The 14,849-nt window shown below is 48.5% G+C and carries 15 protein-coding genes; 6 read left to right on the forward strand and 9 right to left on the reverse strand.

Annotated features, from left to right (window positions below; translation table 11 throughout):
* Nucleotide 1: 1 nt before the first annotated feature.
* On the reverse strand, nt 2-1,321 hold the full coding sequence (gene fucP / locus U0008_RS01945) for an L-fucose:H+ symporter permease (RefSeq protein WP_025798615.1): 1,320 nt from the start codon (nt 1,319-1,321) through the stop codon (nt 2-4).
* A gap of 657 nt (nt 1,322-1,978) precedes the next feature.
* Between fucP and fucA the strand changes: the two genes are divergently transcribed.
* Together fucA and fucO are read left to right on the forward strand one after the other, a co-directional pair.
* Complete coding sequence (fucA, locus tag U0008_RS01950) at nt 1,979-2,626, forward strand: L-fuculose-phosphate aldolase (protein WP_043490552.1); 648 nt, start codon at nt 1,979-1,981, stop codon at nt 2,624-2,626.
* Nucleotides 2,627-2,662: 36 nt separating this feature from the next.
* A complete protein-coding gene (gene fucO, locus U0008_RS01955; RefSeq protein ID WP_043490554.1) occupies nt 2,663-3,811 on the forward strand; it encodes a lactaldehyde reductase in 1,149 nt (382 codons plus the stop codon).
* Nucleotides 3,812-4,106: 295 nt separating this feature from the next.
* Here fucO and U0008_RS01960 read toward each other — a convergent pair whose 3' ends face one another.
* From U0008_RS01960 to U0008_RS01970, 3 genes are all read right to left on the reverse strand, one after another.
* Nucleotides 4,107-4,679, reverse strand: a complete 573-nt coding sequence (locus tag U0008_RS01960) for an HdeD family acid-resistance protein (protein WP_025798622.1) — start codon at nt 4,677-4,679, stop codon at nt 4,107-4,109.
* Nucleotides 4,680-4,883: 204 nt separating this feature from the next.
* Nucleotides 4,884-6,110, reverse strand: coding sequence for an L-lactate MFS transporter (locus U0008_RS01965; RefSeq protein WP_043490557.1), 1,227 nt, complete (start codon nt 6,108-6,110; stop codon nt 4,884-4,886).
* Nucleotides 6,111-6,326: 216 nt separating this feature from the next.
* A complete protein-coding gene (locus U0008_RS01970; RefSeq protein WP_025798627.1) occupies nt 6,327-6,626 on the reverse strand; it encodes a cupin domain-containing protein in 300 nt (99 codons plus the stop codon).
* Nucleotides 6,627-6,982: 356 nt separating this feature from the next.
* Here U0008_RS01970 and U0008_RS01975 point away from each other — a divergent pair, with 356 nt between their 5' ends.
* A complete protein-coding gene (locus U0008_RS01975; RefSeq protein WP_043490559.1) occupies nt 6,983-7,900 on the forward strand; it encodes a bestrophin family protein in 918 nt (305 codons plus the stop codon).
* Nucleotides 7,901-8,030: 130 nt separating this feature from the next.
* On the opposite strand, the gene U0008_RS01980 is transcribed toward U0008_RS01975, so the two are convergent.
* The 4 genes from U0008_RS01980 to U0008_RS01995 form a co-directional block, all read right to left on the reverse strand.
* Entirely contained in the window at nt 8,031-8,501 is a 471-nt protein-coding gene (locus U0008_RS01980; protein ID WP_025798632.1) for a YlaC family protein, read from the reverse strand.
* Nucleotides 8,502-8,570: 69 nt separating this feature from the next.
* Nucleotides 8,571-8,723, reverse strand: a complete 153-nt coding sequence (locus U0008_RS01985; RefSeq protein WP_072008144.1) for a DUF2474 domain-containing protein — start codon at nt 8,721-8,723, stop codon at nt 8,571-8,573.
* 16 nt (nt 8,724-8,739) lie between these two features.
* Nucleotides 8,740-9,747 carry a cytochrome d ubiquinol oxidase subunit II gene (cydB, locus tag U0008_RS01990; RefSeq protein ID WP_043490564.1) on the reverse strand — a complete coding sequence of 336 codons (1,008 nt, stop codon included), beginning with the start codon at nt 9,745-9,747 and terminating at the stop codon, nt 8,740-8,742.
* Entirely contained in the window at nt 9,747-11,150 is a 1,404-nt protein-coding gene (locus U0008_RS01995; protein WP_043490567.1) for a cytochrome ubiquinol oxidase subunit I, read from the reverse strand. Before U0008_RS01995 ends, cydB begins: the two co-directional genes overlap by 1 nt.
* 195 nt (nt 11,151-11,345) lie before the next feature.
* Here U0008_RS01995 and U0008_RS02000 point away from each other — a divergent pair, with 195 nt between their 5' ends.
* The gene (locus tag U0008_RS02000) at nt 11,346-12,767 is read left to right on the forward strand and encodes an aminotransferase-like domain-containing protein (RefSeq protein WP_043490572.1); all 1,422 of its coding nucleotides are present in this window, start codon (nt 11,346-11,348) and stop codon (nt 12,765-12,767) included.
* 134 nt (nt 12,768-12,901) lie between these two features.
* Here the strand turns inward: U0008_RS02000 and U0008_RS02005 are convergent, their stop codons facing one another.
* Nucleotides 12,902-13,033 (reverse strand): type 2 periplasmic-binding domain-containing protein, encoded by a 132-nt coding sequence (locus U0008_RS02005; protein WP_264097094.1) that lies wholly within the window; start codon nt 13,031-13,033, stop codon nt 12,902-12,904.
* A 515-nt stretch (nt 13,034-13,548) separates the two neighbouring features.
* Between U0008_RS02005 and U0008_RS02010 the strand changes: the two genes are divergently transcribed.
* A complete protein-coding gene (locus U0008_RS02010) occupies nt 13,549-14,073 on the forward strand; it encodes a fimbrial protein (protein WP_043490575.1) in 525 nt (174 codons plus the stop codon).
* Nucleotides 14,074-14,129: 56 nt separating this feature from the next.
* On the forward strand, nt 14,130-14,822 hold the full coding sequence (locus tag U0008_RS02015) for a fimbrial biogenesis chaperone (protein WP_043490577.1): 693 nt from the start codon (nt 14,130-14,132) through the stop codon (nt 14,820-14,822).
* The last annotated feature ends 27 nt before the right edge of the window (nt 14,823-14,849 follow it).

Raw genomic sequence — 14,849 nt, forward strand, 5'->3', positions numbered from 1 at the left:
CTTAAGCCGTTGCGCGCGGCATGATGTTTGATCTGAACTTGGCAAAGATGAAAATGATGGCGAAGCACAGCGCCGGGATCAGTTCTGCGGTTGGAATGTTGCCCGCCGCATCGCTAACAAATCCCATGACCGGTGTGACAATGCCGCCGCCGATAATGGTCATAACAATAATGGATGAACCGTATTTGGTGTCTTGGTCTAATCCCTTAATCCCTAAGGAGAAAATGGTCGGATATTGGATAGACATAAACATGCTGCACAGCGTTAGCGCGATAAGGCCAACGTGGCCGCCGGCCGCTGCGGAAATGATGCATAACAGCATGGAAATAAAGGCATAGATGGCTAAAACCTTGTGCGGTGCATAGTGACGGATAAGCCACGTTCCGCTAAAACGCCCGATGAAGAAGCACACCATGGTGGCAGTGAGATAATTGGCGGCAAATCCTGGCGTTGTGCCTGGAAGCTCCTCAATGGCGTAACGGATCAGATAGCTCCAGCAGGCGGTTTGAGCACCGACATAGCAGAACTGCGCTAATACGGCCCAGCGCCAATGCCGGATACGTAGCAGACGTGATACCGAAGCCAGCAGGGAACCGCCTTTGTCACCGCTATGCGCATCACTTTGAATGGTTGGGAATTTAGTGAAGGCAATCAGCAAGGCGACAAACAGTACAATGGCCACGATCATCATGTAGGGCGACTGAACCGCCAGCACCAAGCTGTGGTTATAGGCCGCGAGCTGCTCTGGCGCCATTTGGCTTAACACTTCGGCTGGCTGATGAGGAACATGAGATAAAATTAGCCCCTGACCAAAAACGACGGCAATAATGGCACCAAATGAATTAAAGGTTTGGGCTAGATTAATTCTGAAATGTCCTGATTCCTCTGGCCCTAATACGGTAACAAAAGGATTAGCCGCCGTTTCCAAACAGCCAAGTCCCGCGGCTATGATAAATAAGCCAATAAGAAATAAGGTATAATTCATTCCCTCGGCGGCAGGCCAAAACAGTGCGGCGCCAATGGCATAAAATAATAACCCAGTAATAATCCCTGCCTTATAACTAAGTTTTTTCATTAATATTCCGGCAGGAATAGGGATTAGGAAGTAACCAAAGTAAAATGCTGACTGTATCAGCCCAGCTTGAAAGTTAGTTAAGGTAAATGCCTGCTGAAACTGAGGCAGTAAAATATCATTTAGGTTGTTAGCGACAGCCCATAAAAAGAAAAGTGAACATAATAATGCAAATGGAATTAAATAATTCCCTTTGCGCTCATGACTGGCAACGCGGTAGTTTTCTGACTGGATTGAAACGTTTCCCATAGCGCCCTCGTTAGGTCATACAGAGATATTGTGTATACCCTTCATACTTGAAGCTGCTTCGCGTTGGCTAGGCTTGGCCACCTGAATCACTGGCTAAAGTCAGCTCATCGGGATTGACTCTCTTGCCGCCTGGAAGCAACTCCAATTATTTTTGGCATAAATCTGTTCTTCTTCCGCAGCAACACGTTCAGGCACTCTCCGTTCAATCGGAGGCGGGGTGCAATCATGCCGTTTATGCGGTAAGTGAAGCTATTCTTAAAACAAAAAAGCACTAAAAGTATGAGTTCAGTCACATTCAATATTATTGGGGGTGGAAATGTGAAGGTAGTCACTTTAATAAATCAAAAAACATGCCAGTTTTAATCAAATAAGACATAAAAAACACAAATAGAATGCCCGATTATTTTGTTTTTAATTTAAACGGTCAGTTCTCTGTTTATTTTTATAGATTTGCCCGTTTTTATTTAATGAAAATTAAACGGACATTTTTATTTTTCTATTTGTGGGCTTTTTATATGGCGGTGATGTAATTCTATTGAGCTGTGTCACATATTTTAATCAGGTTTTTTATTGTTGTTCTCTACAGGATAAATATGACAGTTACCAACACCGTTATTTTTAAATGACTGATTCCATCAATAATCAGAGAGGCAACAAATGGAAAGAGACTCATTAGCTCGCGAAATAATTCATACCTGCTTGGAAATGACACGTCTGGGCTTAAATCAGGGGACTGCGGGTAATGTCAGCGTGCGCTACCGCGATGGAATGCTGATTACCCCAACGGGCATCCCTTATGAGAATTTGACCGAGTCACATATTGTTTATATCGATCAGCATGGGAAACACGAGGAGGGGAAAGTGCCCTCAAGTGAATGGCGCTTCCATCAGATTGCGTATCAAACGCGTCCAGAAGCCAACGCGGTGGTGCACAACCATGCCGTGAACTGCACGGCGGTTTCTATTCTGAATCGGCCAATCCCAGCCATTCATTACATGATTGCCGCCGCCGGTGGCAGCACCATCCCCTGCGCGCCTTATGCGACGTTTGGTACCAAACAACTTTCCGAGCATGTTGCCGTTGCGCTGAAAAATCGTAAAGCCACGCTGTTACAGCATCACGGCATGATTGCCTGCGAAGCCAATTTACAAAAGGCTTTATGGCTGGCCCACGAAGTTGAAGTTTTAGCCGAGCTTTATCTGGTAACGTTGCCAATCGTTGATCCGGTACCGGTCTTGTCTGATGAAGAAATCGCCATTGTATTGGAGAAATTCAAGACTTACGGCCTGCGTGTGGAAGAGTAGCGTGGCGACAATATTTCTCACTAAAGGGTTTTCATTATGACAAATCGAATGATTTTGAATGAAACATCGTTTTTTGGCCGTGGCGCGGTGAACGAATTAGTGCCAGAGGTTTTGCGCCGTGGTTATGGTAAAGCGCTGATCGTAACCGACGCTCAGTTAGTTGCCTGTGGCGTGGTGGAAAAGGTGACCGCTAAACTCGATGCCGCCGGATTGGAATATCAGGTTTTTGATCGCGTGGTGCCTAATCCCACTATCTCCGTTGTGCAGCGTGGGCTGGCAACGTTTAACGCAAGTGGCGCTGATTATCTGATCGCCATTGGCGGCGGTTCACCGCAGGATACCTGCAAAGCGATTGGGATCATCAGCGCCAACCCTGAGTTTGAGGATGTGCGCAGTTTGGAAGGCGTTGCGCCAACTCATAGCCCAAGCGTGCCGATTTTGGCGATCCCAACCACGGCAGGAACAGCGGCTGAAGTGACCATTAACTACGTGATCACCGATGAGGAGAATCGCCGGAAGTTTGTTTGTGTCGATCCTCACGATATTCCGCTGGTGGCCTTTATCGACGCCGATATGATGGACGGCATGCCTGCCAGTTTGAAAGCGGCAACGGGTGTGGATGCGCTTACCCATGCGATTGAGGGATTTATCACGCGCGGCGCATGGGAGCTTACCGATACGCTGCATTTGAAAGCGATTGAAATCATCGCTCGCTCACTGCGTAGCTCTGTTGCCGGTCTGCCAGAGGCCGTTGAAGATATGGCGCTAGGACAATATGTGGCGGGGATGGGGTTCTCTAACGTGGGATTAGGCTTGGTACACGGTATGGCCCATCCGCTAGGTGCGTTTTATAACACGCCGCACGGCGTAGCCAACGCGATTTTACTGCCTCATGTCATGCGTTATAACGCCGCATACACCGGTGAAAAATATCGTCAGATTGCGCAGGCGATGGGGGCAGATGTGGCTCATGCCACGCTGGAACAGGCGCGAGAAGCGGCAATTCAAGCCGTAGAGGCACTGAATCGTGACGTGGGGATTCCCGCTTCGCTAAAAGAAGTTGGCGTGCGTGAGGAAGATATCGCAGAGCTGGCGCAGGCCGCGTTTGACGACGTTTGTACCGGAGGGAATCCGCGCCAGGCGAAAATCGCAGAGATCGAGGCGCTGTATCTGGCGGCAATGTGAAGGTTTGTATGCTGAGGTAAGTGAAGGCTTAAGTGAAATATTTCGGACGCCAATTAGCTCATGCACTTCCATAAGACATATGTGCAGGCGTCCGATAAGAGGCCGCCAGCGCGCGGCCTCTTAACTCGCGCGCTTTTATCCGAGATGCCATTTTCGCTCCGGTTTGGTATCGCCCATCCGGGGCGCCCCAAACTCCGCCGAGACATCCCTGTCTCGGCGGCTCGTCCTGCCAAGGCCTAAGCAAAAAGCATCTTGGTGTTATAGGCGGACGAAACCTTTCACCTATATTTCAAAATTAAGCCTCTCTCTTAAACATCCCCGCGATTTGGAAACAGCTGAAAGAGCTAAACAGCATCTCAATCCCAACAATAGTGGTGACCAGTGTGACTGACATGGCTGGCCCGGCGGTGATAAACATGGCGGCAATCGCCAAGTCTAAAATCCCAATGATGATTTGTAGCCATCCTCCGCTAACGCCACGCAGTTTGTAACCAGCGCTCAAACGAATAATACCGCCGAGGGCAAAGAGGGTCGCTAAGATCACCGACATGGTGAAAATACCCACCATCGGATTGGTGATAAATACGTAGCCCATAATGATGTATGCGACGCCCATCAGAATGCCCGCCACCATCGGCCAGAAATTACGCGTGCGGTTGGCAATCATCCCGATAATCAAACCGATACCGCTGAGCATAAACAGCGTGCCCACAATGGCGCTTAATGCTGCGCCGGAAGCAAAGGGGTTAATCAGGCAGAAAATCCCACCCAAGAGCAGCAGAAAGGAGATAACTAACAGCAAGGTACGCTGTTTTTTAAGAAAGTTTCCGTCCAAACCGAGCAAACTTTTACGATCGATATTTAACATGATGACTCTCCATTTTCGAGGTTGCGTTCGGTAGTTAAATCTCTGGCTTATTATAGTCATACGACAAGTGTGCTATGGGCGCAAAGAATGTCGGAAATCGGTCTAATTAAAGATGGAAAGCAATGCTGCCAGTGGTAGGGAATGTAAAAAGAAAAAAGCCACCGCTGGCGGTGGCTTAGTGCAGGTGTTACTTCAAAACTAAATTTATACGTGGGCTAGCTGATTGTGCTCTTCACGGTGTCCTGGCATGCGGATGGTTGCGGACAGTACCAGTGAAATCACCAGCAGAGTCATAATCACCGAGAAGGTCACGATGAAGCCGCCGAACATTGACGCGATGATAGAACCAATGATGCTGCCGATACCGAAGCCCAGATACAGCAGGCCGTAGTTTTTAGTCAGGTTGTTTAAGCCAAAGAAGTCACTGACCAGCGATGGATATACGGTAATCGTGCCGCCGAAGCTGAATGCGATACAGGCAACGGAAGCAAAGAACAGACCTTCATTCAAAGGAACGAACAGCAGTGTCCCCATACCGATGAGGGAAATGACCTGAGCCAGAGAGATAACGCGAATACGTGCCATTTTGTCAGACAGAATGCCCAGCACCAAGCGGCCACTCAGGTTAGCAATGGCAATCACGGTTACGGCGCTGGCGGCGGTCATGGCAGGCAAATGAACCATGCCTTCACCGATATCTTTCGCCACACCAATCACATACAGGCCACTCATGCAGGCGGTCAGGAACATCAGTGCTAGCATCCAATATTGTGGCTGACGCACGGCTTCTACCAGTGTGTAATCCTGCGCGGTGCTTTCACCTTGCGCATTCGATGCAGCAACTTCTTGTTTTGGCGCATCTTTCATTAGCATTGCTCCAGCCATCACCATCACCATGGCCAAGCCACCCCAAATCATGAAGGTGTTTTCCAAGCCATAAGTGGCCAGCAGGCTGGTATCGATATATTTGAAACCAAGGCTACCTAAACCGTAGGCACCAATAGCACAGGCTGAAATCATGCCTTTACGCTCTGGGAACCATTTTACGCAGTTTGAAAGCGTCATCAGGTAACCAGCACCATCGGCAAGGCCGACCAAGATACCGGCGCTGAGATACAGCATGATCAGGTTGTTAGAGTGCGCGGTTAAGAAGAACCCCAGCGCTAATACCACACCAGCGGCGATAGTGACGTTGCGTACGCCGAAACGGTCCTGCAATTTACCCGCAACGGAAGAGGCCACCGCAAGTGCGAGGCTCAGCAGGCCGAAGGAAAAGGCCACGCGGCTGATAGGTTCGTCTAGTTTTTCAGACAGAGGGCCGTTGAACAGGCTCCAGGTATAAACGGAACCCAGAGCGAACTGAGTAATGATGGTGCCAACCAGCGTTAGCCAGCGGGTGCGATTGTAATTTTGCATGCCAGTCATATTCATGATGCTGCTCCAGATAAATATTTATTAACTGTGAGTATGTTAAGGCTATCTATAGGGCAGCGATCCATTCTGGGAATGAATAGCCTGAGTGCAGGAATGAAATGCATTAAAGCAGGAATGAATGAACGAAAAACGGGGTAAAAGAGGGTAATTTAGGGTGATCCACAATTGATGTGGATCACAATTTTCTCATATTAATTCACTGGGAGGGCCGTTTTAGAGCGGCGTTTCCACCAAAACTCCGGTGGAAAGGCAGAAGCATCCACTGATTATGTTAACGGGAATATTGACGGATTCACCGGCGATGAGCAGATGCGTCTCTGCGCCAACGGTAAATTCAAACTCTCCGCTAACCACGCGCGTGGTGTTACCTTGCATCTGCTTGCGTAGCTGGCTAAAAGCACCAGACTCAAACGTTAACTCAGCGGCAGGTTTGCCGTTGCTGATAACTCCGCTACGGCGGGTGATGCCAACGCCATATTCTTCAGCCGGAGTCTGTGCTTTGAATGTCTCCATGAAACCTATCCTTATTGTTGCGGTTTTTTGTTTCTATGTGAGTTGCTAAAAAAAGCAGGGCACAGCCTAACACTCTGGAGGAAAACAAGCATCAACGCTGGGGGAATTCGCGGGAATAAAGCGGATTCGGCGTGAATTTAATCAGATAATTCTCGCTAGGCGTATCACCGCTTGAAGCAGTGAAAATGCAGGCATACACTAGCGCGTCGATCGATTCCGAGATCGTCAGTCCCTGTCTGATTTTGACGAAAGCCGTTTTTAACGAACATTGTTTTAGTGAACATTGTTTTTAATGAATACCGTTTCTAAAAGTTCTGCCGCAGGTTTTTCTCCATCCGTCACAAAACACCTTAATTATGATTGTTAGACCCCAACAACATTGGTTTCGCCGCCTATTTGTGTGGCATGGCTCCGTGTTACCTAAAATTCTCTTCCGCTTAAGCTTAAATTTTGGTTTTGCCTGCATCGCTGTGGTTTGTTATCTGTGGCATGAAATGTTGGATGTGAATCTGACGTTGGCTCCGTTCAGCCTGCTGGGCGTTGCCATTGCGATCTTTCTCGGTTTTCGTAATAACGCCAGCTATGCGCGTTTTACCGAGGCGCGTCTGCTGTGGGGGAATTTGCTGATCACCGAACGTTCGCTGCTAAGGGAAGTGAAAAGCCTGATGCCGGATCCAGCAGAACAGGCACGCTATTTCACTTCGTTGCTGATTGCGTTCACCTACTGCTTAAAGCATCAACTGCGTAAAACTGATATGCGTATTGATGTAGACCGGCTGCTGGCGCCATCGGAGCGTAATTCGGTGCTCAATAGTCACTCTCCTTGTAATACGCTGTTGTTGAAAATGGGGATGTGGTTAGGTGAACAGCGCCGATTGGGGCGGATTAGCGACATCAGTTTTCATTCGATAGACAGCAACTTGAATCATCTTTCTTCTATTCTTGGCGGCTGCGAACGTATCTCCAATACGCCGATCCCGTTTGCCTATAGCCTGATTGTGCATCGCACTGTGTATCTGTTCTGCGCGTTGCTGCCGTTTGCCTTGGTGTCGGATTTACACTATCTCACGCCGCTGGTGTCGGTATTTATTTCCTATACCTTTATCTCGTTGGATTCACTGGCTGAAGAACTGGAAGATCCCTTTGGCATGGCGCCAAACGATCTGCCGCTTAATGCGATTTCTGCCACGATAGAGATTAATCTGCGGGAAATGATTGAAGATGATGAGAAACCGATTCCGATGAAACCGGATCATCATTGTTTGTTGAGTTGAGTTTACCCCCTCCCAGCCTCCCCCTTCTCAGGGGGAGGAGCCGATCGAGCGCTTGAATAATATCGAGAACAGGTCTGCTCCCTCCCCTGCGAGGGGAAGGGCTGGGGTGGGGGCATTTATTGAGAGGGGATCAAACCGGCGATCGATTCTGCCCTACGGCAAAAATATCGTAGAACGACAGTTCAGATTTTCGCTGCATAATGGCGCGTAGCTTCTGCTTGCGTGATTCATCTACCTGAGAGGATTGCAGAATGCTGTCGACCAGCGCGTCCGGCACCATTCGCGTGTTATACCATTCGCCGTTGAAGCATACGCGCAGATCCAGAACGTCGATATCGTCGTAGTGATAGCGTGGATTGACGTCAAAAAAGAAGAACAGGTTCAACCCCACAAACAGCAGCGTCATCACCCATGTTACGTCTGCCAGCGTTTCTGACTGCAACATCACCGCCAACGTAGCCGCATAGGCCAGATACATACCCACGAATAGCCCAGGATGTTTTTTTATAAAGCTGATGCTAAAGCGCGGACGATTATCGCGGTGTTCGGCTTTATTCACCCTGTCGATTTCTTCTTTAAGGATGCGTTCAATTTCGCTCATGGTCGGTCACCTGTATTGATGTTACAGCTTGATAACATAATTCTATCATTTTTGTGTGGTTAATGGCGCTCAATGTGACTTCAGCCCAGCGGCCGTCATCAATAAACGGAATATCATCGAGACACAGCCCAGTGCCAACACGCTTCCAGCCCAGATAGCCGCCAGCCACAGCATGCGTTTCCATAACGGAGAGCGGGGCGTTTGTGCTTCAATCGTTGTCATGTTTTACCTCGTCTACTCAGTGATAGCCTTCGTCGGCGCTGATTTTTCCGCGAAAAACGTAATAGCTCCAGAAGGTGTAAACCAAAATAATTGGAATGATGAACAAGGCACCAACCAGCATAAATCCGAGACTTTGCGGCGGTGCCGCTGCCTGCCAGATGTCGATAGAAGGCGGAATGATATGCGGCCAGATACTGATCCCTAGCCCGCTAAAGCCGAGGAAAACCAACAATAGGGTCATCATAAACGGCAAGTAGTGATCGCCGTGGCGCGTTCCGCGCCAAATCACTCCGGCGCACACGAGCGTCAGCACGGGAACCGGCAAAAGGAAGGCGATGTTTGGCCAGCTAAACCAACGCTCGGCAATGTCGCCGTGCGACAGCGGAGTCCAAATGCTGATGATGGCAATAATAACCAGCAGAGCCAGCAGTAAAGGGCGCGTAATGCGATACATTTTATTTTGCAGATGATGGCTGGTTTTCATGATGAGCCACGTGCTGCCCAGCAGCGCATAGGCGCACATCAGGCCGATACCGCAGAACAGGTTAAACGGGGTAAGCCAATCAAATGCACCCCCGACAAAGGTTCGCTCCGACACGGGAAAACCGTTAATCACGGCGCCGACTACGATACCTTGCATAAACGTGGCGCAGCCTGAGCCAACGATAAAAGCCTTGTCCCAGAATCCGCGATGATTAGGCAGCGCTTTAAAGCGAAACTCAAAGGCCACGCCGCGGAAAATCAGCGCGATCAGCATCAGCGTGAGAGGAATCGATAATGCATCAACAATCACCGCGTAGGCTAGAGGAAAGGCGCCAAACAGCGCCGCGCCGCCGAGCACTAGCCACGTTTCGTTGCCGTCCCACACGGGGGCGACGGTGTTGACCATCATGTCGCGCTCTTGCATATCACGGGTGACGGGCAGCAACATGCCAATGCCTAAATCGAAGCCATCCATCACGATATACATCAGGGTGGCGAAAATAATGATGGCGAACCAAATGAGCGGCAGATCGATACCCATTAGTGAGTCTCCTGCTGATGAGAGGGCTTAGCGGCAATGCGTCCGGCGGCGGTAGGTAACGCTTCGCTATGGGCTTCTGGAATAATCGGTTCAGGGCCTTTGCGGATCAGCCGCATCATATAGGCATAACCCACGCCAAAAACCGCGCCGTAGACCACGAAGAATGTCAGCAAACTGATGCTCATATGCAGATCGCCATGGGCAGATACGGCATCTTTAGTGCGCATCAGGCCATGCACAATCCACGGCTGACGACCGACTTCGGTGGTTATCCAACCCGCTAAAATGGCGATCAGCCCCGAAGGCCCCATCCAGAACACGAAATGCAGGAAAGGGCGCGATGTGTACAGACGCTGCCGATAACGTAGCCATAAACCGATAGCACCCAGCAAAATCATCAACATGCCGAGACCTGCCATAATGCGAAATGACCAGAACACCAGCGGCGAGTTTGGACGATCCTGTTTGGCAAATTCGGTTAATGCAGGTACTTGCTTATCAAGACTGTGCGTTAGGATCAGGCTGCCAAGATAGGGCACTTCCATTTTAAAGCGCGTTTCTTCGCGCTCCATGTCGGGCAGCCCGAACAGAATCAGCGGCGTTGCTTCGCCGGGTTTATTCTCCCAGTGACCTTCGATCGCGGCGATTTTTGCTGGCTGATATTTAAGGGTGTTGAGGCCGTGCATGTCGCCAATAAAGGCCTGAAGCGGGGCGACAATCAGTGCCATCCAGAGCGCCATTGAAAGCATTTTGCGCGTGGCAGGCGTGTCGTTTCCACGCAGTAGATGCCACGCCGCAGAAGCTCCGACAAAAAAAGCGCTGCTCAGGAAAGCGGCGGTGGTCATATGCAGCAGGCGATAGGGGAACGAAGGGTTGAAGATCACCGCTAGCCAATCAACCGGAACCACCTGACCGTTCACGATTTCATAGCCCTGTGGGGTATGCATCCAACTGTTGGACGCCAAGATCCAGAATGTCGACATCAGCGTGCCGAGCGCCACCATGCAGGTGGCAAAAAAGTGCAGCTCTTTGCCCACTTTGTTCCAGCCAAACAGCATGACACCAAGAAATCCGGCTTCAAGGAAAAATGCGGTGAGCACTTCATAGGTGAGCAACGGGCCGGTAATACTGCCCGCAAATTGGGAGAATCCGCTCCAGTTGGTGCCAAACTGATAAGCCATCACTAAGCCGGAAACCACACCCATGCCGAAATTGACGGCGAACACTTTCGCCCAAAAGTGATAGAGCGTGCGGTAATCTGGGTTACGCGTTTTGAGCCATAAACCTTCTAGCACCGCCAAAAAGCTGGCTAGCCCGATAGTGATGGCAGGGAAAATAATGTGAAAGGATACCGTAAAAGCAAACTGGATCCTGGCGAGATGGAATGCGTCTAATCCGAACATGGACAGCCTCGTACTGACATAAAGTTCTGCGCGGTAAATTGCAGGCGTGAGAAACGGAGTGCCGGAGCGATCAGGGCCGGAACGATGAAAGGGATCTTACGGGCTGTAAAATAGATATGACAGAAACAGAAATGTTGTTTTAATGTATAACAGTTTGATTTGGATCATGGCGACGACACCCTCTCGGAGAGCGCAGTGGCAAAATATGAAGACTTGGTAAAACGCATTCGCGGGCAGATCACCGCTGAAATTTGGCAAGTTGGCGATAAGCTGCCGTCGCTGCGTGAGCAGGTTTTGCACTCTGGTTTGAGCCTGATGACGGTGATGCACGCCTACCAAATTCTAGAGAGCCAAGGGTGGATCGTTTCCCGTCCTCAGTCGGGCTATTATGTTGCGCCGCAGGCGAAGTTTTTAGCCCCATCGCCTACGCATGAACCCGTGCAGCGTGCCGAAGAAGTCGGCATCAACGCGTTTATTTTCGATGTTTTGCAGGCCAGCCGCGATCCCGCCATTGTGCCGTTTGGCTCTGCGTATCCCGATCCAACCCTGTTTCCTCGCCAACAAATTAGTAAATCGTTGACCACGGTGGCGCGGGCGATGACCACGCTAAGCGCCACGGATAATTTGCCGCCGGGCAATGAGGATCTGCGTAAGATCCTCGCGAAACGCTATGCCATGCAGGGCATTCGCATTGATCCTGAGGAGATCGTTATTACCGCGGGCGCATTAGAATCGCTGAACCTGAGTTTACAGGCCGTTACGCAGCCGGGCGACTGGGTAATTGTAGAAAATCCGTGTTTTTACGGTGCATTGCAGGCGCTGGAACGCCTGCGGCTAAAGGCTCTTTCAATTGCGGCACATCCCGAATTCGGCATTGATTTAGCGGCGTTAGAAGAGGCGCTAAAGACTTATCCGGTACGCGCGTGCTGGTTGATGACCAATATCCAAAACCCGTTAGGCTGCACGCTTTCGGTTGAGAAAAAACAGCAGCTGGTGGCGCTCTTACAGCGGCATAACGTGTATTTGATTGAAGACGACGTTTATGGCGAGCTGTATGCCGGTGGCGAAAAACCGCTTCCGGCCAAAGCTTTTGATGAGACGGGAATGACCATGCATTGCTCTTCGTTCTCGAAAAGCTTAGTGGCCGGATTTCGTGTTGGCTGGGTGGCGGCGGGAAATATGGCGAGAAAAATCCAGCAGTTGCAGCTAATGAGCACGCTTTCGACCAGCGCACCGATGCAGCTGGCGCTGGCAAACTATTTAGCCACTCGCAGTTATGACAGTCATTTGCGGCGTCTGCGCCGAGTGATGGAGCAGCGAAAATATGCGGCATGGCAGTCACTTCGCGCACATCTTCCGCAGGGCGTGAATATTAATTATTCACACGGCGGCTATTTTCTGTGGGTCGAGCTACCTATCAATGTGAATGCGACCGAGCTATACCATCGAGCGCTGAATGAAAGGATTAGCATCGCCCCCGGCCAGATGTTTTCTGCCAGCAATCAGTACACCAACTATTTTCGCTTTAATGTCTCTCATGAATGGACAGACAAAAGCGAAAAAGCGGTGCAAAAACTGGCGGTTATCGTGCGTGAAATGATGGGGATAGCTGATTAAGCGGCAGTTTTTCTATCACGTATTTCTAGAATTAGCTCGATGAGTGCTTTGAGTTCGGCAGGCGGATGACGGCGGCCGGGATAATAGAGCCTTAGCCCATCAAAATAGGGACACCACTCATCGAGAACGCTGACTCATTTTCCACTGGCGAGATCTTCACTGATGAGCCATTCAGAAATAAAGGCCAAGCCAATGCCACTGCGTGCAGCCTGATGGATGGCGCGCATTTCGCTTAGCACAATACGCGTGGGTATGTTAACGGCCAATTTTTGCTGATGACGTTCTCATCCCCAATGATAAATGCCGCCGTGTGACATTCTCATCCCTACACCATGATGGTTTTTAAGAACGCTGAGTGTTGTTTTATTTAATTGTAAATTTATATATAAAAATGGTTTTTATTTCATGGTGTTTTAATATAATGAAGTTATTAAATTTAAAGCTACGCATTACTTAATTTAATTTAAAATAAAATGTTATTTAGTTTTTTTTAATTCAAAATTAAATAAAGCTTAATTTCATTTGACTATACTTAGAATTTAGCAGGACTTAATCTGTATTGAGTCAATTAAAACAATTGGTTAGCTGATTTTTTCCTTCCTGATTCATATCTCGTTTATTTTAAACATGACATTTTAAAAAAAATCACTAACATGCTTTCTGCGGTGTGAGACGAATTTTTTTTGATTAAAAAAATCAATGTTTGTACTCAGTACGCTAGCTTTTTGCCCCAAAACATCCAAATGAGTGGATGTCATATCTATAGATTAAGGAAAAATTCATGAGCTTAAATAAGTCTGTTTTGTGTCTTGCGCTTTCTCTCGCTGCTTTCAGCCAATGTTCTATGGCAAAAGATGGAACCATTAACTTTACTGGTTCTATTGTTGAAAGCCCGTGTGTGGTTAGCCGCGATACTCAATATCAAGATGTTAACTTGGGTGAGGTACAATCATCTACCTTTGTGCAAGCAAAAGATACCTCAGCATTTAAAGACTTCAATATTGATTTGGAAGAGTGCAACACAACAACATTGAAAAATGCCAACGTGACTTTCCGCGGTACCTCCGATGATATTGATACTGATTTGTTGGCGGTCGGTGGTGAAGCTGGTGCAGCAAAAGGCGTAGGTATTGAAATTACCGATCAGTCTGGAGCTATCGTGTCTATGAATAAGGCAAGCAGCGATATGAGTCTGGTCAATGGTCAAAACATTTTGTATTTTAAAGCTCGTTATAAAGCAACTAAGGTGCCTGTTGTCTCTGGTCATGCCAATGCTCAGGCTGATTTCCAAATAGCTTATAAATAAGTATGAATTTAACCGGTGTCATTAATTAATGATGCCGGGAATCCAGAGAGACTATTATGAAAATTAATAAATTAGTAGCAGCTATTTCATTAATAGCTGCTTCACATTCCGTATTTGCTGCTGGTGGCATATCTTTAGGTGCCACTCGTGTAGTTTACAATGCCAATAATAAAGAAGCTTCCCTTACCGTAAATAATAAAAATACGGAGCAGTATTTTTTGGTTCAATCTTGGGTTGATGACAAAAATGGTAATAAGAAAGTACCTTTTGCCATTACGCCGCCGCTGTTCAGATTGAATGCTAAAAATGAAAACATGCTTCGCATTGTAAAAACAGCAGGTGAGGTGCCCTCAGACCGTGAATCCGTCTATTGGGTGAATGTAAAATCTATTCCACCAATGCCTGCAGAAAATGGGCCTCAGAACGTATTACAGCTGGCTATTACGACCCGCATAAAAATGTTCTATCGTCCCTCTGGATTAGTTGGAAAAGCGGAAGATGCGCCAGCACAGCTACAGTGGGTACATCAGGGCAATGAATTAATTGTTAAAAATCCGTCTGCTTATTCTGTGAGCCTCGGTGAGGTGAAAATTGCAGGTAAAGATATACCTGGCGTAAATTTGGTTTTACCTAAAGATGAAGCCCATTACACCCTGCCTGCAGGTAGTGGGGGTATCGGCAATGTAACCTATCGCGCAATTACCGATTTCGGCGGACTAACCAATCCGATCACATCAGAAATCCATTAATTGTCGGTAGTCACTGATTTCGCTGGC

This window comes from Hafnia alvei, from assembly GCF_034424155.1.
Lineage (GTDB): Bacteria > Pseudomonadota > Gammaproteobacteria > Enterobacterales > Enterobacteriaceae > Hafnia > Hafnia alvei.